Source organism: Pseudomonas sp. GL_117, from assembly GCF_057835125.1.
Window position 1 is genome coordinate 1,799,393 of the sequence record NZ_CM174418.1, and the last position, 18,097, is coordinate 1,817,489.

The 18,097-nt window shown below is 59.6% G+C and carries 19 protein-coding genes; 11 read left to right on the plus strand and 8 right to left on the minus strand.

The window, feature by feature from the left end; all coding sequences use genetic code 11:
* The first annotated feature begins 22 nt into the window (after positions 1-22).
* Positions 23-1,417: a Si-specific NAD(P)(+) transhydrogenase gene (gene sthA, locus AC3ISR_RS08110; protein ID WP_017526644.1), complete on the plus strand. Its 1,395-nt coding sequence runs from the start codon at positions 23-25 to the stop codon at positions 1,415-1,417.
* Between the two features lie 42 nt (positions 1,418-1,459).
* Here the strand turns inward: sthA and AC3ISR_RS08115 are convergent, their stop codons facing one another.
* Positions 1,460-2,182, minus strand: a complete 723-nt coding sequence (locus tag AC3ISR_RS08115; RefSeq protein WP_192298635.1) for a glycerophosphodiester phosphodiesterase — start codon at positions 2,180-2,182, stop codon at positions 1,460-1,462.
* Between the two features lie 44 nt (positions 2,183-2,226).
* Complete coding sequence (locus tag AC3ISR_RS08120; RefSeq protein ID WP_192298636.1) at positions 2,227-2,811, minus strand: PilZ domain-containing protein; 585 nt, start codon at positions 2,809-2,811, stop codon at positions 2,227-2,229.
* Between the two features lie 94 nt (positions 2,812-2,905).
* Here AC3ISR_RS08120 and AC3ISR_RS08125 point away from each other — a divergent pair, with 94 nt between their 5' ends.
* Genes AC3ISR_RS08125 through AC3ISR_RS08135 form a run of 3 tightly spaced genes read left to right on the plus strand, consistent with a single transcriptional unit; the run spans position 2,906 to position 6,150 of the window.
* Positions 2,906-4,156: a lipoprotein-releasing ABC transporter permease subunit gene (locus tag AC3ISR_RS08125; RefSeq protein ID WP_463984368.1), complete on the plus strand. Its 1,251-nt coding sequence runs from the start codon at positions 2,906-2,908 to the stop codon at positions 4,154-4,156.
* A 7-nt stretch (positions 4,157-4,163) separates the two neighbouring features.
* Positions 4,164-4,847 carry a lipoprotein-releasing ABC transporter ATP-binding protein LolD gene (lolD, locus tag AC3ISR_RS08130; RefSeq protein WP_017477213.1) on the plus strand — a complete coding sequence of 228 codons (684 nt, stop codon included), beginning with the start codon at positions 4,164-4,166 and terminating at the stop codon, positions 4,845-4,847.
* Positions 4,848-4,905: 58 nt separating this feature from the next.
* Positions 4,906-6,150, plus strand: a complete 1,245-nt coding sequence (locus tag AC3ISR_RS08135) for a lipoprotein-releasing ABC transporter permease subunit (protein WP_192298638.1) — start codon at positions 4,906-4,908, stop codon at positions 6,148-6,150.
* A 105-nt stretch (positions 6,151-6,255) separates the two neighbouring features.
* Here AC3ISR_RS08135 and AC3ISR_RS08140 read toward each other — a convergent pair whose 3' ends face one another.
* Both AC3ISR_RS08140 and AC3ISR_RS08145 read right to left on the minus strand, forming a co-directional pair.
* Positions 6,256-7,602 carry a heavy metal sensor histidine kinase gene (locus AC3ISR_RS08140; RefSeq protein WP_192298639.1) on the minus strand — a complete coding sequence of 449 codons (1,347 nt, stop codon included), beginning with the start codon at positions 7,600-7,602 and terminating at the stop codon, positions 6,256-6,258.
* Complete coding sequence (locus AC3ISR_RS08145; protein WP_226455324.1) at positions 7,599-8,279, minus strand: heavy metal response regulator transcription factor; 681 nt, start codon at positions 8,277-8,279, stop codon at positions 7,599-7,601. The genes AC3ISR_RS08140 and AC3ISR_RS08145 overlap by 4 nt, the downstream gene beginning before the upstream one ends.
* Before the next feature lie 156 nt (positions 8,280-8,435).
* Here AC3ISR_RS08145 and copI point away from each other — a divergent pair, with 156 nt between their 5' ends.
* The 4 genes from copI (at position 8,436) to AC3ISR_RS08165 (ending at position 12,192) form a co-directional block, all read left to right on the plus strand.
* Positions 8,436-8,951 (plus strand): copper-resistant cuproprotein CopI, encoded by a 516-nt coding sequence (copI, locus tag AC3ISR_RS08150; RefSeq protein ID WP_192298641.1) that lies wholly within the window; start codon positions 8,436-8,438, stop codon positions 8,949-8,951.
* A 61-nt stretch (positions 8,952-9,012) separates the two neighbouring features.
* Positions 9,013-9,843, plus strand: a complete 831-nt coding sequence (gene queF / locus AC3ISR_RS08155) for an NADPH-dependent 7-cyano-7-deazaguanine reductase QueF (RefSeq protein WP_489324678.1) — start codon at positions 9,013-9,015, stop codon at positions 9,841-9,843.
* Between the two features lie 556 nt (positions 9,844-10,399).
* Entirely contained in the window at positions 10,400-11,020 is a 621-nt protein-coding gene (locus AC3ISR_RS08160; protein ID WP_489324679.1) for a hypothetical protein, read from the plus strand.
* Between the two features lie 590 nt (positions 11,021-11,610).
* Positions 11,611-12,192 carry a hypothetical protein gene (locus AC3ISR_RS08165; RefSeq protein WP_489324838.1) on the plus strand — a complete coding sequence of 194 codons (582 nt, stop codon included), beginning with the start codon at positions 11,611-11,613 and terminating at the stop codon, positions 12,190-12,192.
* 554 nt (positions 12,193-12,746) lie between these two features.
* Here AC3ISR_RS08165 and AC3ISR_RS08170 read toward each other — a convergent pair.
* Positions 12,747-13,013, minus strand: coding sequence for a DUF4404 family protein (locus tag AC3ISR_RS08170; RefSeq protein WP_489324680.1), 267 nt, complete (start codon positions 13,011-13,013; stop codon positions 12,747-12,749).
* Positions 13,014-13,123: 110 nt separating this feature from the next.
* A complete protein-coding gene (gene pcrP / locus AC3ISR_RS08175) occupies positions 13,124-13,732 on the minus strand; it encodes an HAD superfamily inactivated hydrolase PcrP (RefSeq protein WP_463984367.1) in 609 nt (202 codons plus the stop codon).
* Between the two features lie 196 nt (positions 13,733-13,928).
* Between pcrP and AC3ISR_RS08180 the strand changes: the two genes are divergently transcribed.
* The gene (locus tag AC3ISR_RS08180) at positions 13,929-14,618 is read left to right on the plus strand and encodes an MlaA family lipoprotein (RefSeq protein ID WP_192298646.1); all 690 of its coding nucleotides are present in this window, start codon (positions 13,929-13,931) and stop codon (positions 14,616-14,618) included.
* A gap of 60 nt (positions 14,619-14,678) precedes the next feature.
* Here AC3ISR_RS08180 and AC3ISR_RS08185 read toward each other — a convergent pair whose 3' ends face one another.
* The gene (locus tag AC3ISR_RS08185; protein WP_226455329.1) at positions 14,679-14,975 is read right to left on the minus strand and encodes a PilZ domain-containing protein; all 297 of its coding nucleotides are present in this window, start codon (positions 14,973-14,975) and stop codon (positions 14,679-14,681) included.
* A gap of 276 nt (positions 14,976-15,251) precedes the next feature.
* On the opposite strand from AC3ISR_RS08185, the gene rssB reads away from it, so the two are divergent.
* On the plus strand, positions 15,252-16,433 hold the full coding sequence (gene rssB / locus AC3ISR_RS08190) for a two-component system response regulator RssB (protein WP_017737359.1): 1,182 nt from the start codon (positions 15,252-15,254) through the stop codon (positions 16,431-16,433).
* The gene (rssC, locus tag AC3ISR_RS08195) at positions 16,433-16,915 is read left to right on the plus strand and encodes an anti-sigma factor antagonist RssC (protein ID WP_010566476.1); all 483 of its coding nucleotides are present in this window, start codon (positions 16,433-16,435) and stop codon (positions 16,913-16,915) included. The genes rssB and rssC overlap by 1 nt, the downstream gene beginning before the upstream one ends.
* A gap of 133 nt (positions 16,916-17,048) precedes the next feature.
* Here rssC and tal read toward each other — a convergent pair whose 3' ends face one another.
* On the minus strand, positions 17,049-17,975 hold the full coding sequence (gene tal, locus AC3ISR_RS08200; protein ID WP_226455330.1) for a transaldolase: 927 nt from the start codon (positions 17,973-17,975) through the stop codon (positions 17,049-17,051).
* Positions 17,976-18,097 lie beyond the last annotated feature (122 nt).

Sequence of the window (18,097 nt, forward strand, 5' to 3'; positions counted from 1 at the left end):
TGGCCTGTTCTGAGGAGTACGCATGGCTGTCTACAACTACGACGTGGTGGTACTGGGTTCCGGCCCGGCTGGAGAAGGTGCGGCGATGAACGCCGCGAAGGCAGGGCGCAAGGTGGCGATGGTCGATAGCCGTCGCCAGGTCGGCGGTAACTGCACCCACCTGGGTACCATCCCGTCCAAGGCGTTGCGTCACTCCGTACGCCAGATCATGCAGTTCAACACCAACCCGATGTTCCGGGCCATTGGTGAGCCGCGCTGGTTCTCGTTCCCGGACGTGCTGAAAAGCGCCGAGAAAGTCATCTCCAAGCAGGTCGCCTCGCGCACTGGCTACTACGCGCGCAACCGTGTCGACCTGTTCTTCGGTACCGGCAGTTTCGCCGACGAGCAAACCATCGAAGTGGTCTGCTCCAATGGCGTGGTCGAAAAGCTGGTGGCCAAGCACATCATCATCGCCACGGGTTCGCGCCCGTATCGTCCGGCGGACATCGATTTCCACCACCCGCGTATCTACGATAGCGACACCATCCTGAGCCTGGGCCACACCCCGCGCAAACTGATCATCTACGGCGCCGGCGTGATCGGCTGTGAATACGCCTCGATCTTCAGCGGCCTGGGTGTGCTGGTGGAGCTGGTGGACAACCGCGACCAGTTGCTGAGCTTCCTCGACTCGGAAATTTCCCAGGCGTTGAGCTACCACTTCAGCAACAACAACATCACCGTGCGCCACAATGAAGAGTACGAGCGCGTCGAAGGCCTGGACAACGGCGTGATCCTGCACCTCAAGTCCGGCAAGAAGATCAAGGCCGACGCCTTGCTGTGGTGCAACGGCCGTACCGGCAACACCGACAAGCTGGGCATGGAAAACATCGGGGTCAAGGTCAACAGCCGTGGCCAGATCGAGGTGGACGAGAACTACCGCACCTGCGTGCCGAACATCTACGGCGCCGGTGACGTGATCGGCTGGCCAAGCCTGGCCAGTGCCGCGCATGACCAGGGCCGTTCGGCCGCTGGCAGCATCGTCGACAATGGCAGCTGGCGTTATGTGAACGACGTGCCGACCGGGATCTACACGATTCCCGAGATCAGCTCGATCGGCAAGAACGAGCACGAACTGACCAAGGCCAAGGTGCCTTACGAAGTGGGCAAGGCGTTCTTCAAGAGCATGGCGCGTGCGCAGATCGCCGGTGAGCCCCAAGGCATGCTGAAGATCCTGTTCCACCGCGAAACCCTGGAAGTCCTCGGCGTGCATTGCTTCGGCTATCAGGCGTCGGAGATCGTGCACATCGGCCAGGCGATCATGAACCAGCCGGGCGAGCAGAATACCCTCAAGTATTTTGTGAACACGACGTTCAACTACCCGACCATGGCCGAAGCCTATCGGGTAGCCGCCTACGACGGTCTCAACCGGCTTTTTTGAGCGGCTCCGGCCGGTGGCCTGAGCCGGCCGGGGAGACCGATTTCAGTAATTCCCGAGGGTGGCAGTGGCCAAACCGGGAAAGTCTGTAATCAGGCTATCTACGCCGAAGTCGGCGAGCCTGCGCATCAGCGCAGGTTCGTTGACCGTCCACACGGATACATGCAGGCCCTGGCGCTGGGCTTTTTCCAGACGCTCGGGGGTGCACAACGTCCAGTTCAACGCCAGAATCTCACAGCCGTAGTTCTGCGCGACCTTCAGCGGGTCGAGCCAGGCGTATTCGGCCACCAGGCCGCGTGACAGATCCGGGGTGAGTTCTACCGCGGCTTTCAGTACTTCCCGCGAACTTGAGGTCACGGTGACCTTGTCCATCAGGCCGAAACGTACGGCCATCTCACGAATTGCCAGTACGGTGGTGGCCGCGCGGGTGCGCGAAGCGCTTTTGACTTCCAGTTGCCAGTGATCGAAGTCGCATTTTTCGAACAGTTCTTCCAGGCGCGGGATCGGGCAAGGCGTGATCCAGCCAGGGCCGCCCTTGCGCGCGTCCATCTTCACCAGGTCCGCCGCCGAGTATTCGACGACTTTGCCGCGCCGGTCGGCGGTGCGCTTGAGGGTAGGGTCGTGGATGACCATCAACTCGCCGTCCATGGACAGGTGCAGATCCAGTTCACAACGGCGCACGCCGTGCTTGAGGCATTCCTGAAAGCTGGTCAGGGTGTTTTCCGGTGCTTCGCCTTTGGCACCGCGGTGGCCGTAAATCAGGGTCACAATTGCTCCTTTGCGCCAGCTGTCCTGGCGGGGTGAATAGGGATTCAGGTGTCTTGGGCGTCGCTTTGTTCCCGCGCCAGTCGGCGTTCCTGGGCTTGTTTTTGCAGGATATAGCGGGCGAGCAGTTGGCGTTGGGCGTCGGTCATGGATTCGAACTCGGTGCCGATGTCAAAACCTGCGCCCTTGGGATCGCAATGGGTCACCCGCGCACGCAGCAGCAGGCCGAGCGCCTGGGGCATCAGCACCAGCTTGACCGCCAGGTGTGCGCCGGGGACGAGCGGGGTGGGGTGCTGGAAGTCGATGCCGCCTTCGGAAATGATCACCGGCTGCGGCTCGCCAACCGCACTGCGCAGGCTTTGCGCCATGACCTGGCTGAGCAGGTCCAGGCGCTTGTTCTGCACTTTGAGGAAGGCGGCCAGGCTGCGATCTTTCTCGCTGATCTGGCGTAGCAGGTGTTGGGCTTCGAATTCGCTCAGGTGCAGTTCGCTGAGCAGATTGAACAGCGGTGACTCATCCTGCAACACTTCCTTGCTCGCTGCTTCAGGGGCGGACAGGTTTTTGATTTGAAGTGCGATCATGTCGTCGATACGGTAGTATTCGCGGCGCTCTTCTTCATCTAATGTCGACATGGCGAACCCCAGCTAGCGTTAATGGTCTGAGTGTAAAGCTGCTTACCAGACCCCGCCACCGGGACGTCTTCTTTTCCTCCGAACAAGCCCCGACATGTTCAGACCTCTCTTCGTATTTATCGGCACGCGTTATACCCGTGCAAAGCGTCGCAATCATTTTGTGTCGTTCATTTCCTTGACCTCGATGATCGGGCTCGCCTTGGGCGTGGTCGTGATGATCGTGGTGCTGTCGGTGATGAACGGCTTCGATCATGAGATGCGTACCCGCGTGCTGGGCATGGTGCCCCACGCGACCATCGAGGGCGACGCGCCCATCAGTGACTGGCAAAGCCTGGCCGAGAAGGTCAAGCAGAACCCCAAGGTAGTGGCCGTCGCGCCGTTTACCCAGATGCAGGGGTTGCTGACCAATGACGGCAAGGTGCAGAAGATCCTGCTCAATGCCATCGATCCGGCCCAGGAGCGCAACGTCTCGATCATCGACAAGTTCATGTTGTCGGGCAAACTCGATGACCTGGCGCCGGGTGAATTCGGCATCGTGATCGGCGACAAGGCGGCGGCCAAGCTCGGCGTTAACCTGGGTGACAAGCTGACCTTCGTCGCCCCGGAAGTCACCGTGACCCCGGCAGGCATGTTCCCGCGCATGAAGCGCTTTACCGTGGTCGGCACCTTCCACGTCGGCGCCGGCGAGATCGACGGCTACCTCGGCTTGACCAACCTCACCGATCTGGCGCGCCTGCATCGCTGGAAGCCGGATCAGGTGCAGGGCCTGCGTCTCAAGTTCAACGACCTGTTCGACGCTCCGCGTACCTCGTGGGAAATCGCCCAGCACCTGGGTGAAAGCCAGTACTACGCCCGCGACTGGACGCGTACCCACGGCAACCTGTACCAGGCCATCCGCATGGAAAAAGCCATGATCGGCCTGCTGTTGCTGCTGATCGTCGCCGTGGCCGCGTTCAACATCATCTCCACGCTGGTGATGGTGGTGAACGACAAGAAGGGCGACATCGCCATCCTGCGCACCCTGGGCGCCACGCCCGGGCAGATCATGGCGATCTTCATGGTGCAGGGCACGGTGATCGGCGTGGTCGGCACCTTGATCGGTACCGCCGTCGGGATTTTGGCCGCGCTCAACGTCAGCGCCGCCATCGCCGGCCTTGAAACCTTGATCGGCCACAAATTCCTCAACGCCGACGTCTATTTCATCGATTACTTGCCGTCCCAGGTGCAGGCCCAGGACGTGTTGATGGTGGGCGGCGCCGCGTTGGTATTGAGCTTCCTTGCCACCCTGTATCCAGCCTGGCGCGCGGCACGTACCCAGCCAGCACAGGCCTTACGTTATGAGTGAATCGGGCATGAGTGAAAAAGCAATCTTGAGCTGCCGCAACCTGGGCAAGTCCTACGAGGAAGGCCCGGAGTCGGTGGTGGTGCTGTCGAACCTGCAGTTGGAACTGCATCCTGGCGAGCGCGTGGCGATTGTCGGCAGTTCCGGCTCCGGCAAAAGCACCCTGCTGAACCTGTTGGGCGGCCTTGATACGCCGTCCCAGGGCAGCGTCTGGCTGGCCGGCGAAGAACTCTCGGCCCTCGGTGAAAAGGCTCGTGGCCAACTGCGTAACCGTTCCCTCGGTTTTGTGTACCAGTTCCACCACCTGCTGCCTGAGTTCACCGCCCTGGAAAACGTGTGCATGCCGCTGCTGATTGGCAAGACCGCGATCCCGGAAGCCCGCCAGCGCGCCAAAGCCTTGTTGGAGCGCGTCGGCCTCGGCCATCGCCTGGAGCACAAGCCGGCCGAGCTGTCCGGTGGTGAGCGCCAGCGCGTGGCCATCGCCCGCGCCCTGGTGAACAACCCGGGCCTGGTGATGCTCGACGAGCCGACCGGCAACCTCGACTCCCACACCGCCCAGGGCATCAAGGACTTGATGCTGGAACTGAGCACCCAGATGCGCACCGCGTTCCTGGTGGTGACCCATGACATGAGCATGGCCCGCCAGATGGACCGTGTGCTGCATCTGCAGGAAGGTCATCTGGTCGCCATCTGACCTGTTTCAAGCCCGGTGTCCTACATCGGGTTTTCTATTTTTCCAACGGTGCCCGCGAATGTTCAGACCGTTATCGATTTTCATCGGCACGCGCTATACCCGCGCCAAGCGCCGCAACCGTTTTGTTTCGTTTATCTCGATGACCTCGATGATCGGCCTCGCCCTGGGCGTGCTGGCGATGATCGTGGTGTTGTCGGTAATGAACGGCTTTCAGCGTGAAATGAGCTCGCGCATCCTCGGCATGGTGCCCCACGCCACCATCGTCGGCGTGAACCCGATTGACGACTGGCAGCCGCTGGCTGCCGCTGCGATGAAGAATCCCGAGGTGACTGCCGCAGTACCGTTCACGCAAATGGACGGCATGTTCTCCTACAAGGGCGCCATGCAGCCGATTGAAATCAGCGGCGTCGACCCGGCCCAGGAAGGCAAGGTGTCTATCGTGGCCCAGCACATCGTGCAGGGCAAACTGGATGACCTGAAACCCGGCGAGTTCGGAGTGGTGGTCGGCGAAATCACCGCACGGCGCTTTCGCCTGAACGTGGGTGACAAGCTGACCCTGATCGTGCCGGAAATCAGCAGCGCGCCCGGCGGCATCACCCCGCGCATGCAGCGCTTGAATGTGGTCGGCATCTTCAAGGTCGGCGCCGAGCTGGATGGCTCCATGGCGTTGATCCACATGGCTGACGCGGCAGAAATCCAGCATTGGCAGCCGAACCAGGTGCAGAGCGTGCGCCTGGCGGTGAAGGACCTGTACGCCGCCCCCAAAGTCTCGGCCGATATTGCCGCTAGCCTGGGCGCGGCCTACAAGGCGGATGACTGGACCCACACCCAGGGCAGCCTGTTCAGCGCGATGAAGATGGAGAAGACCATGATCGGCTTGTTGCTGCTGATGATCGTCGCGGTGGCGGCGTTCAACATCATCGCGACCTTGATCATGGTGGTGAACGACAAGGGCGCCGACATCGCGATTCTGCGCACCATCGGCGCCACGCCACGCCAGATCATGGCGATCTTCATGGTGCAGGGCACGGTGATCGGCATCGTCGGCACGTTGATTGGCGGTGTGCTGGGGGTGATTGCGGCCCTGAACGTGAGTGAGCTGGTGGGCTGGGTCGAGCGGGTGACGGGGCAGCATATCTTCAGCTCAGACGTGTACTTCGTCAGTAACCTGCCCTCGGAGCTGCAAGGCGGCGATGTGCTGCTGATTTGTACGGCAGGGTTTGTGTTGAGCTTTTTGGCGACGCTGTACCCGGCGTATCGGGCGGCGAAGATTGAGCCGGCGCATGCCCTGAGATACTCGTAGTTTTTAAGACCGTCTTCGCGAGCAAGCCCGCTCCCACATTTTGAGTTGTGAATACATTCAAATGTGGGAGCGGGCTTGCTCGCGAAGCGGCCGGCACCGCCTGCATCAATCCGGCTGTGGCAGCTCAACCACAAACCTGGTCCACCCCGGCCCGGACTCACAGAAAATCCGCCCCCCATGCGCCCGCACAATCGACTGGGTAATCGCCAGCCCCAGCCCCGCATGCTCGCTGCTGCCCTCGCGCCGCGCCGGGTCAGCCCGGTAGAAGCGGTCAAACAGCTTTGGTAGCAACTGCGGTGCAATGCCTTCCCCGGTGTTCTCGACAGTCAGCCGCACCCCGTCCTCGATCCGTACCCGCACTTCTCCGCCTGTCGGGGTAAACCGCAGCGCGTTATCCAGCAGGTTCGACAGCGCCCGACGCAGCATCCCGCGATCCCCGGTGATGTGGGCCGTGCCTTCGCGCATCAGGCTGATCTGCGCGTCTTCCGCCAGCAACGCAAAAAACTCCAGCAGGGCATCCACTTCTTCCGCCAGTGCCAGCGGTTCGCGCCTGGGCATCAGCAAGCCGTGGTCCGCCTTGGCCAAATACAACATGTCGTTCACGAGCTGCGCCATCCATTGCAGCTCTTCCAGGTTGCTGTGCAGGGCCTCGCGATAATCCTCTAGCGGGCGTGGCTGGGTGAGGATGACCTGGGTCTGGGTCAGCAGGTTTGACAGCGGCGTGCGCAGTTCATGGGCGATGTCGGCGGAGAACGCCGAGAGGCGCTGGAACGCGTCGTCCAGGCGGCCGAGCATGGCATTGAAGGCTTGGGCCAACTCGGCCAGTTCCGCCGGCATTTGTTCCTGGGGCAGGCGCTGGGTCAGGGAGTGGGCGGAAACGCCCGCCGCCACTTCCCCCATGCGCCGCAGTGGCCGCAAGCCACTGCGTGCCGCCCATGCGCCGAGCAGTGCGGTGGCGAGTGCCGAAAGGCCGACGGTGAGCCAGATCAAATGCTGCATGCGTTGCAGGAAGTGCTGGTGGTGGGTGATGTCGAGCATCAGGCTCAGTTGCGCCGAGCCCGGTTGACCGGCGCTCAGCGGCGCGTTGTAGACACGGTAATCGGTGCCGGCGTGTTGCAGGCGATGCAGGCCCGGGGATTCGGGTAGCGTGACCCCCGGCGCACCATCAAACCAGCGTTGGCCGGCAGCGCTGATGCGCAGGGTCAGGTCGGGTTGGTGATCGAGTTCAGTGCGCAATTGCGCTTCGCGCTGGCTGAATAGCTGCGGCGTGTCGACCCCCTGCAAGGTACTGCGCAGGGCTCCCAGCCTGGTTTCGAGCAGTTGCTGGTCCAGTTCGATGAAGTGCGCCTCGCTGGCGCGGTTGAACAACACGCCGGCGAGCAACGAGACCACCGCCGTGCACGCGGCAAACAGCAGCGCCAGGCGGCTGGCCAGGGACAGGCGCTTGATCAATTGACACGCTCCTCCAGCACATAACCCATGCCGCGTACTGTGTGGATCAGTTTGTTGGGGAAGTTGTCGTCGACTTTCAGGCGCAGGCGGCGGATCGCCACTTCGATGATGTTGGTGTCGCTGTCGAAGTTCATGTCCCACACTTGTGAGGCAATCAGGGATTTTGGCAATACTTCGCCCTGGCGGCGCAGCAGCAGTTCCAGCAGGGAGAACTCCTTGGCGGTGAGGTCGATGCGCTGGCCATCCCGCTCGACGCGGCGGCGGATCAGGTCCAGGCGCAAGTCGGCCAGTTGCAGGGCGGTTTCCTGCGGCGAACTGCTACCGCGGCGCAGCAGGCTGCGTACCCGGGCCAGCAGTTCGGAAAAGGCGAAGGGTTTGACCAGATAATCGTCGGCGCCGAGCTCCAGGCCATGCACGCGGTCTTCCACGGCGTCGCGAGCGGTGAGAAACAGCACCGGAATGTCCAGGCCGGCGCTGCGTACCGCTTGCAGGATTTGCCAGCCGTCGCGCCCCGGCAGCATCACGTCGAGGATTAGCAGATCATAGTCGCCGGTCAGTGCCAGGTGCTGGCCGCTGGTGCCGTCGGCCACCAGTTCGGTGGTGAAGCCGGCCTCGGCCAGGCCCTGGCGCAGGTAATGGCCGGTTTTCGGTTGGTCTTCGACAATCAGCAATTTCATGGGCGGCTCTTGGTTGCGGTGCACGAGGCGCTTTATACCGTGGGTTACGGGATCAGGGCGCAACCTGACAAAGTTGTAATCTAGCAGTCAGCTGGCTGGCAGCGGCCTCATCTTAGAGTGCTGTCCAAGCGGGTTACACATTTTTGGAGAGTTGAGATGGCATTGCGTACACCCCTGTTGTTGGCAGGTTGCCTGTTGGTGGCGAGTTTTGGTGCGATGGCGGATGCGGCACATACCTTTGCCTTCGGCCACGCGGCCCCGGCCGAGCAGGCCACGCGTACCGTGGAAGTGACCCTGCAGGACATTGCTTTTTCGCCCAAGTCACTGGACGTGAAGGCCGGTGAGACCGTGCGCTTTGTCCTGGTGAATAAAGGCCAGTTGCTGCACGAATTCAACCTGGGCGATGCGGCGATGCATGCCCAGCACCAGAAGGAAATGTTGCAGATGCAGGCCAGCGGCATGCTCACCGCCACTGGCATGGGCAAGATGGATCACAGCGCCATGGGCCATGGCGCAATGATGAAGCATGATGATCCCAACAGCGTGTTGGTCGAGCCCGGCAAAACCGCCGAGTTGACGTGGACGTTCACCCAGTCCACGGGCCTGGAGTTTGCTTGCAACCTGCCAGGGCATTATCAGGCGGGCATGGTTGGCAAGCTGAACGTCGAGTAGGCCGCAAAGGCGGGGGCAAAGGCTGGTAGACTGGCGGCGTTTATTTAGCCAGGTTTCCGCCATGCATCCCGCAGCCGAACATTCGCCGCTGGGCAAGTCCAGTGAATACATCTCCACCTACACCCCGTCGTTGTTGTTCCCGATCCCTCGCGCCGCCAAATGGGCCGAGCTGGGCCTGAGTGCCGAGACCCTGCCATACAAAGGCGTGGATTTCTGGAACTGCTTCGAACTGTCCTGGCTGCTGCCGTCGGGCAAGCCGGTGGTGGCCATCGGTGAGTTCAGCATCCCGGCTGACTCGCCGAATATCATTGAGTCCAAGTCCTTCAAGCTGTACCTCAACTCGTTGAACCAGACCGCGTTTGCCGATACGGCAAGCCTGGAAGCGACCTTGCGTACCGACCTCGGCGCCGCCGCCGGCAAGCCGGTGAGCGTGCGCATCCGCAGCCTGGCCGAGATCGAGGCCGAAGGCGTGATGGCGTTGCCCGGTGTGTGCATTGATGAGTTGGACATCAGAGTCAGCAACTACGAACACCCACGCCCGGAGCTGCTGCGTTGCGATCAATCGCGGATTGTCGAGGAGAGCGTGCACAGCCACCTGCTCAAATCCAACTGCCCGGTGACCAGCCAGCCCGATTGGGGCAGTGTGGTGGTCGAATACCGGGGGCGCGCGTTGGACCACGCGAGCTTGCTGGAATATATCGTGAGCTTTCGCCAGCACTCTGACTTCCATGAGCAGTGCGTGGAGCGCATCTTCCTGGATTTGCAGCGCTTGCTGAAGCCGGAAAAACTGACCGTGTATGCGCGGTATGTTCGCAGGGGCGGGTTGGATATCAACCCGTATCGCAGTACTGAGGATGTGGCGTTCCAGAACGTGCGCCTGGCGCGTCAGTAAAACCGGAAAACGTCACTCTTCAGGAGTGGCGGGAGTGGTTCCTCCCGCCACTTTCTTATCCACGCCTAATGTGCGTGGATAGACGGCGTTTCGTGGGTATCAGTATGTGATTTCCACTGTCGGTATTTTGTCGACAATTGAGGAATATCCTTTTTGCTCGTCTGTAGACCCACTGGCGCTGCGCGAAATTGACCATGAAGGCTTATGTTCTTTCTCTTTCACAGCCTCTTGCTGCCTTGCGTCTATCTCGTTCTGCAGATAATCCTGTTGGCTTGGTCGAAAAGCTGGCGATGTGCTCGATACGGCATTCATTATAAGTAAAAACTCCAAAGTTAATTGAAAGGAGCATTCCTCTCACAACCTGAGTGGAAAGCTCAGCGGTTTGGGTTCCCGTCGATGATGAAATTTCCCGCAAAAGCGACGCTATGATTCTACAAAAGGGAAGGCGTATTTCTGAGCAAAAAAAGCCGACGCCCGCTTAGGCATCGGTTTTCAATTGTTTGCCGAGAGGGATCCGCGCAAATGCAGCTCTGATAGATGTTGATTTTCAGGTGCTATGCCGTCAGATCCCGATATTGCCCAAGGTGACCATGATATTGCGCAAGGTCCCGGAAATTCGCCGCTGGGCAAGTCCAGTGAATACATCTCCACCTACACCCCGTCGTTGCTGTTCCCGATCCCTCGCGCCGCCAAATGGGCCGAGCTGGGGCTGAGTGCCGAGACCCTGCCATACAAAGGCGTGGATTTCTGGAACTGCTTCGAACTGTCCTGGCTGCTGCCGTCGGGCAAGCCGGTGAGCGTGCGCATCCGCAGCCTGGCCGAGATCGAGGCCGAAGGCGTGATGGCGTTGCCGGGTGTGTGCATTGATGAGTTGGACATCAGCGTCAGCAACTACGAACACCCACGCCCGGAGCTGCTGCGTTGCGATGAATCGCGGATTGTCGAGGAGGGCGTGCACAGCCACCTGCTCAAATCCAACTGCCCGGTGACCAGCCAGCCCGATTGGGGCAGTGTGGTGGTCGAATACCGGGGGCGCGCGTTGGATCACGCGAGCTTGCTGAAGCCGGAAAAACTGACCGTGTATGCGCGGTATGTTCGCAGGGGCGGGTTGGATATCAACCCGTATCGCAGTACTGAGGATGTGGCGTTCCAGAACGTGCGCCTGGCGCGTCAGTAAAACCGGAAAACGTCACTCTTCAGGAGTGGCGGGAGTGGTTCCTCCCGCCACTTTCTTATCCACGCCTAATGTGCGTGGATAGACGGCGTTTCGTGGGTATCAGTATGTGATTCTCTGTTCAGGGCCAGCTTCTGAGAAATATATACCATTCTCGTCTGTAGCCCCAGAGGCGCTGCGCGTAATTGCCTGTGAAGGCTTATGTTCTTTATCTTTCACACGCTCTTGCGGCCCTGCATCTATCTCGTTCTGCAGATAATCCTGTTGGCTTGGTCGAAAAGCTGGCGATGCGCTCGATACGGCATTCATTATAGGTAAAAACTCCAAAGTTAATTGAAAGGACCATTCCTCTCACAACCTGAGTGGAAAGCTCAGCGGTTTGGGTTCCCGTCGATGATGAAATTTCCCGCAAAAGCGACGCTATGATTCTACAAAAGGGAAGGCGTATTTCTGAGCAAAAAAAAGCCGACGCCCGCTTAGGCATCGGTTTTCAATTGTTTGCCGAGAGGGATCCGCGCAAATGCAGCTCTGATAGATGTTGATTTTCAGGTGCTGTGCCGTCAGATCCCGATATTGCCCAAGGTGACCATGATATTGCGCAAGGTCCCGGAAATTCGCCGCTGGGCAAGTCCAGTGAATACATCTCCACCTACACCCCGTCGTTGTTGTTCCCGATCCCTCGCGCCGCCAAATGGGCCGAGCTGGGCCTGAGTGCCGAGACCCTGCCATACAAAGGCGTGGATTTCTGGAACTGCTTCGAACTGTCCTGGCTGCTGCCGTCGGGCAAGCCGGTGAGCGTGCGCATCCGCAGCCTGGCCGAGATCGAGGCCGAAGGCGTGATGGCGTTGCCCGGTCTGTGCATTGAAGAGTTGGACATCAGCGTCAGCAACTACGAACACCCACGCCCGGAGCTGCTGCGTTGCGATCAATCGCGGATTGTCGAGGAGGGCGTGCACAGCCACCTGCTCAAATCCAACTGCCCGGTGACCAGCCAGCCCGATTGGGGCAGTGTGGTGGTCGAATACCGGGGGCGCGCGTTGGATCACGCGAGCTTGCTGAAGCCGGAAAAACTGACCGTGTATGCGCGGTATGTTCGCAGGGGCGGGTTGGATATCAACCCGTATCGCAGTACTGAGGATGTGGCGTTCCAGAACGTGCGCCTGGCGCGTCAGTAAAACCGGAAAACGTCACTCTTCAGGAGTGGCGGGAGTGGTTCCTCCCGCCACTTTCTTATCCACGCCTAATGTGCGTGGATAGACGGCGTTTCGTGGGTATCAGTATGTGATTTGCATTTTCTCCATGTCGTCGCCAACTGTGAAACGTCGACCATTCTCGTCTGAAGCCTCACCAGCGCTGCGCGAAATTGAGTATGAAGGCCCAGGTCCTTTAGCCTCTTGCGGCCCTGTATCTATCTCGTTCTGCTGATAATACTGTTGGCTTGGTTGAAAAACTGGCGATGTGCTCGATACGGCATTCATTATAGGTAAAACTTCCAAAGTTAATTGAAAGGACCATTCCTCTCACAACCTGAGTGGAAAGCTCAGCGGTTTGGGTTCCCGTCGATGATGAAATTTCCCGCAAAAGCGACGCTATGATTCTACAAAAGGGAAGGCGTATTTCTGAGCAAAAAAAAGCCGACGCCCGCTTAGGCATCGGTTTTCAATTGTTTGCCGAGAGGGATCCGCGCAAATGCAGCTCTGATAGATGTTGATTTTCAGGTGCTGTGCCGTCAGATCCCGATATTGCCCAAGATGACCATGATATTGCGCAAGGTCCCGGAAATCACCGGGTGCTCAGCGTCGAACTCAATGGCCGCTTGATTCACATCATCGGAAATACTCGGTGTCTGGGTGGCCGGCTCAAGTTCAAGTTGTAATTCGAACTTGGCAATCAAGGCTTGCAATGCTGTACGTTTTTCTTCCGACAGCGGCGGTTCCTGTTCCAACTGCCCGCGCAGGATTTCGACCTGTTCTTCCAGTTTTTTGCGATCAGGCATGACGTGTTTCCTTTTATCGATAGGCACTGACATAGACCACGGCACGCCGAGAAAGGTCTACGGGCTGACCTGTAGATTAATCCACTGGCGCCAACCGTGCATGATCCGTGTCAGGGCTTCTCGCCTTTTAGTTGGCGCAGGCTGATGTCGGCCAGGCAGGTGCCGAGTTCGCCCAGGTGGTCGATCACCGAGTGCACGCCCAGCCCGTACAGGGCCACGGTGGCCTTGCCGCGCTTGTGCTCGCGCTCTTGCTCGCTCAATGCCTGCCATTGTGTCGGGGCCATGCCGCACAGCGAGCCGCAGGATGCCAGGCCAATCGTCCACAGGCCGGCGTTGAGCCCTGATTGCAGCAAGCGCGGTTCGCCGCTGACCAGCACACAGCCTTCCAGGCGTTCGATGTTCAGTTCCATCAAGGCTTGCCAGCAGGCGTGAGGCGCAGGCCAACGGATGGCAGAGGGCGATGCGGCTTTCAGCCAGCCCGGCAATACGGCGGCCAGTGGCGTGGTGACGGAAGCGGGCAGTTCATCCAGCCAGGCGCAGGGCACGCCTTGTTCATGCAGGCTGCGCAGTATGCTCAGGGCGCCCGGCGTGGCGTGGGAGCCTGGCGAGGGCGAATCGGTACGTGCCTGGGAACCGAAGTCCACCAGGCAGCCACTCAGGCCGAACAATACAGCGGTCAAGGCAGGCGCGCTGGCGATGGCAATCTCGGCGTGAGGCATGTCGACATCCCTGAAATAGCTCTGACGCTATCGGCATAGGATGACAAGTGGATGACACAGGGCTTCAATTGTAGGAATTTTGTGCATTTTAGACAGGACGTTTCCCCGACTGCTGCGTAAATGGACACTTCCGTCATATACTCACTGACTTATTCAGGGCATAGCGCCCATGACAGACCCTTAAGGAGCAAAAGCTATGCGCTGGAGCCACTATTTCGCTCAGCTGTCGGTGTGTGCCACTGTCCTGCTGGCCCCGTTCGCTGTACAGGCCGCCTCGGAAGATGATCCGTGGGAAAGCGTCAACCGCCCGATCTTCACCTTCAACGACACCGTTGATACCTATGCGCTCAAGCCATTGGCCCAGGGTTATCAGTTCGTGACGCCGCAATTCATGCAGGACGGCGTTCATAACTTCTTCCGTAACATCGGCGATGTCGGCAACCTGGCCAACAACGTGCTGCAGCTCAAGCCGCATGCGGCGGGTGTGGACACGGCGCGCTTGCTGATGAACACCACGTTTGGTGTGCTCGGCTTTATCGACGTCGGCACCAAAATGGGGCTGCAACGCAGTGACGAAGACTTCGGTCAGACCCTCGGCTACTGGGGCGTCGGCAGTGGTCCTTATGTGATGCTGCCACTGCTGGGCCCAAGCACCCTGCGTGATGCGCCGTCCAAATACGTAGACAGCTACACCCAGCCGTACCGCTATATGAACGACATCGGCTGGCGCAACAGCACCTTCGGTCTGAACGTTGTCGATACCCGTGCCAGCCTGCTGGACAGCGAGAAGCTGATCACCGGCGACAAGTACACGTTCATCCGCAATGCTTACCTGCAGAACCGCGAGTTCAAGGTCAAGGACGGCAAGGTCGTCGACGACTTTTAAGCCGTGATGTTTTGAAACGAAAAAGGCGACCTCGATGGTCGCCTTTTTTGTGGGCAGGTTTCAGTACATTTTCAGGATCTTGAGCCCCAGGTGCTGGTCTGGGCCGTTTGTCTTGGTCCAGACCACTTCGGTGTCCGCTTCCAGTCCCGTGAGGGCGCTGTGCTCGGAATCGATGCGTACAGTCAGTTTGTCGCCTACCTGGAATTGGCGAGGTGCCTGCACCTGCATGCCGGAACTGGAAAGGTCCACGCAAACCCCGGCAATCTCCTGCCCGGCGTGGATCAGCGACACATCGGCATCCACTCGCATGCGGATGAAATCGCGTTTTTCGGCGTAGTCGCGCTCGTGTTGGCTCACGGGTTCCATCCTTACTTTGTGTTGTGGTCGTGGCTGTTCTTATAACTCTCGGTGATTTGCGATGTAAAGACGCTTGGCGACCATCGGCATGAGCTTGAAACCCCTGACGGATGGGAGTACCGTCTGCGCCTTAGAAGGGCACCTCTGCTTTACCGTTGTGCGTGGGCCAAATGCCCATGCTTTGTAGGACAGAGAGGCTAGAAAGCGAATCCAGTAAGTGCGCCCGGCCATTGTCGCGCCACCTACGCCAACCTAATTCTGGCGCCGTTTGCCCACATGCAAAAAACCAGTGCCACGCTGCTGATAATCGATGACGACGAAGTAGTGCGCGCGAGTCTCGCGGCCTATTTGGAAGACAGTGGCTTCAGCGTCCTGCAGGCCAGCAATGGCCAACAGGGTCTCCAGGTATTCGAGCGCGACAAGCCCGACCTTGTGATCTGCGACCTGCGCATGCCCCAGATGGGCGGCCTGGAGCTGATTCGCCAGGTGACCGAGCTCGCGCCGCAGACGCCGGTGATTGTCGTGTCCGGTGCCGGGGTGATGAACGATGCGGTCGAGGCTCTGCGCCTGGGCGCTGCCGACTACCTGATCAAGCCCCTTGAAGACCTCGCGGTGCTGGAGCACTCGGTGCGTCGTGCCCTGGATCGTGCACGCCTGCTGCTGGAAAACCAGCGCTACCGCGAAAAGCTCGAAACCGCCAACCGCGAACTCGAAGCCAGCCTGAACCTGCTCCAGGAAGACCAGAATGCCGGTCGCCAGGTGCAGATGAACATGCTGCCGGTGAGCCCTTGGACCATCGACGAGTTTCAGTTTGCCCACCAGATCATTCCGTCCTTGTACCTGTCGGGTGATTTTGTCGACTACTTCCGCGTTGATGAGCGGCGTGTCGCGTTCTACCTGGCCGATGTCTCCGGCCATGGTGCTTCCTCTGCTTTTGTCACCGTGTTGTTGAAGTTCATGACCACGCGGCTGCTGTTCGAATCCAAGCGCAATGGCACCTTGCCGGAGTTCACCCCGTCCGAGGTGCTGGGCCACATCAACCGAGGCCTGATCAGCTGCAAGCTGGGCAAGCACGTAACGATGGTGGGCGGCGTGATTGATGAAGAAACCGGTCTTTTGACCTACAGCATTGGCGGTCACCTGCCGATGCCTGTGTTGTACACGCCTGACAGTGTGCGTTACCTGGAAGGACGGGGTCTGCCCGTAGGCTTGTTTAACGAAGCCACCTACGAAGACCACATCCTGGAACTGCCACCGACGTTCAGCTTGACGCTGATGTCCGATGGCATCCTCGACCTTCTTCCAGAGCCTACACTCAAGGAGAAAGAAGCTGCCTTGCCCCAAAAGGTCAAGTCGGCGGGCGGCAGCCTGGATGGCCTGCGGCAGGTTTTTGGATTGGCCACGCTAGGGGAGATGCCGGATGATATCGCCCTATTGGTGTTGAGCAGGAATCTTTGATGAGTACCGGAAGAATCCAATTCGCCGAGCAAGACGGGACCTTTGTCCTGAAGTTTGTCGGTGAAGTGCGCCTGACCTTGTGTTCGGCGCTGGATGCGACGATCGAGCGGATCTTCACCGCGCTGAATTTTTCGGCGATCGTGATCGATCTGACCGAAACCCGCAGCATCGATAGCACGACCCTTGGGTTGTTGGCCAAGTTGTCCATTCTGTCGCGGCAGAAGGTCGGCTTGTTGCCGACGGTGGTCACCACCCACGAAGACATCACCCGGCTGTTGCAGTCCATGGGCTTCGATCAGGTGTTCAACATCGTTGATCGCCCGATTCCATGCCCGGAATGCCTGACTGACTTGCCGTCCCAGGACCAGTCCGAGGAGGTGGTACGCATCAAGGTGCTGGAAGCGCACAAGATCCTGATGGGCTTGAACGAGTCCAACCGCGAGGCGTTTCACGACCTCGTCAATGCCCTCGAGCGCCACTGATCTCCTGTGTAGGAATACATCCCAAATATGGAAGGGGGCTTGCCCCCGATAGCGCCAGATCGATCAGCGCACTTCCAAACAGACAAAAAAGGGCGGCACCTTCACAGGTGCCGCCCTTTTTGTTGCTGCTGCCTTACAGCTTGGCAGTCAACAGCGCCTCCAGCTTCTCCTGGTCACGCGCAAACTGGCGAATGCCTTCGGCCAGCTTCTCGGTTGCCATCGCATCCTCGTTGGATTCCCAGCGGAACTGCGCTTCAGTCAAATGCACGCGTGGCTCACCGGCATGGCCGGGCGACAGCTTGCGCTCCAGCTTGCCGGTATCGGCAGCGAGTTTTTCCAGCAGGTCCGGGCTGATGGTCAGGCGATCACAACCGGCCAGCTCTTCGATCTGGCTCAGGTTGCGGAAGCTCGCACCCATCACCACGGTCTTGTAGCCATTGGCCTTGTAGTAGTTGTAGATGCGCGTCACCGACTGTACGCCTGGATCTTCCGAGCCGGTGTAGTCGGTGCCGTTGGCCTTCTTGTACCAGTCGTAGATGCGACCCACGAACGGCGAAATCAGGAACACGCCCGCTTCCGCGCAAGCCACCGCTTGGGCGAAGGAGAACAGCAGGGTCAGGTTGGTCTGGATGCCTTCTTTTTCCAGCTTCTCTGCGGCGCGGATACCTTCCCAGGTGGAGGCGATCTTGATCAGCACACGGTCACGGCCAACGCCGGCTTTTTCGTACAGATCGATCAGACGGTGCGCACGCTTGAGTACGGCGTCAGTGTCGAACGACAAGCGTGCATCCACTTCAGTGGAGATGCGCCCCGGGACTACTTTCAGGATCTCCTGGCCCACGGCCACCGCAAAGCGGTCACTGGCCAGGCCAACGTCGCCGTTGCAGTCTTTCACGCACTCATCCAGCAGCTTGGCATAGGCCGGAATCGACGCCGCCTTGAGCAGCAGGGACGGGTTGGTGGTGGCATCCTGCGGTTTGACCCGAGCGATAGCTTCGAAATCGCCGGTATCGGCTACGACAGTGGTGATTTGCTTGAGTTGTTCCAGCTTGGAAGTCATGGGCGTGCTCTGTCCTGTGGGTCTGATGACATTACCCGAGCGCTGACAGCCGCTCAAGGGCGCAAATGCGTTCATCGGCCCGCCGTGGCAACAATCTGGGAACGGTCATCTGAATGGCGGGC

What these genes read in the sequence shown, in the direction of transcription:
- sthA (WP_017526644.1), top strand. Translation starts at nt 23, where the DNA reads ATGGCTGTCTACAACTACGACGTGGTGGTACTGGGTTCCGGCCCGGCT.
- AC3ISR_RS08120 (WP_192298636.1), bottom strand. Translation starts at nt 2,811, where the DNA reads ATGTCGACATTAGATGAAGAAGAGCGCCGCGAATACTACCGTATCGAC.
- AC3ISR_RS08125 (WP_463984368.1), top strand. Translation starts at nt 2,906, where the DNA reads ATGTTCAGACCTCTCTTCGTATTTATCGGCACGCGTTATACCCGTGCA.
- lolD (WP_017477213.1), top strand. Translation starts at nt 4,164, where the DNA reads ATGAGTGAAAAAGCAATCTTGAGCTGCCGCAACCTGGGCAAGTCCTAC.
- AC3ISR_RS08135 (WP_192298638.1), top strand. Translation starts at nt 4,906, where the DNA reads ATGTTCAGACCGTTATCGATTTTCATCGGCACGCGCTATACCCGCGCC.
- AC3ISR_RS08145 (WP_226455324.1), bottom strand. Translation starts at nt 8,279, where the DNA reads ATGAAATTGCTGATTGTCGAAGACCAACCGAAAACCGGCCATTACCTG.
- copI (WP_192298641.1), top strand. Translation starts at nt 8,436, where the DNA reads ATGGCATTGCGTACACCCCTGTTGTTGGCAGGTTGCCTGTTGGTGGCG.
- queF (WP_489324678.1), top strand. Translation starts at nt 9,013, where the DNA reads ATGCATCCCGCAGCCGAACATTCGCCGCTGGGCAAGTCCAGTGAATAC.
- AC3ISR_RS08160 (WP_489324679.1), top strand. Translation starts at nt 10,400, where the DNA reads ATGCCGTCAGATCCCGATATTGCCCAAGGTGACCATGATATTGCGCAA.
- AC3ISR_RS08170 (WP_489324680.1), bottom strand. Translation starts at nt 13,013, where the DNA reads ATGCCTGATCGCAAAAAACTGGAAGAACAGGTCGAAATCCTGCGCGGG.
- pcrP (WP_463984367.1), bottom strand. Translation starts at nt 13,732, where the DNA reads ATGCCTCACGCCGAGATTGCCATCGCCAGCGCGCCTGCCTTGACCGCT.
- AC3ISR_RS08180 (WP_192298646.1), top strand. Translation starts at nt 13,929, where the DNA reads ATGCGCTGGAGCCACTATTTCGCTCAGCTGTCGGTGTGTGCCACTGTC.
- rssB (WP_017737359.1), top strand. Translation starts at nt 15,252, where the DNA reads ATGCAAAAAACCAGTGCCACGCTGCTGATAATCGATGACGACGAAGTA.
- rssC (WP_010566476.1), top strand. Translation starts at nt 16,433, where the DNA reads ATGAGTACCGGAAGAATCCAATTCGCCGAGCAAGACGGGACCTTTGTC.
- tal (WP_226455330.1), bottom strand. Translation starts at nt 17,975, where the DNA reads ATGACTTCCAAGCTGGAACAACTCAAGCAAATCACCACTGTCGTAGCC.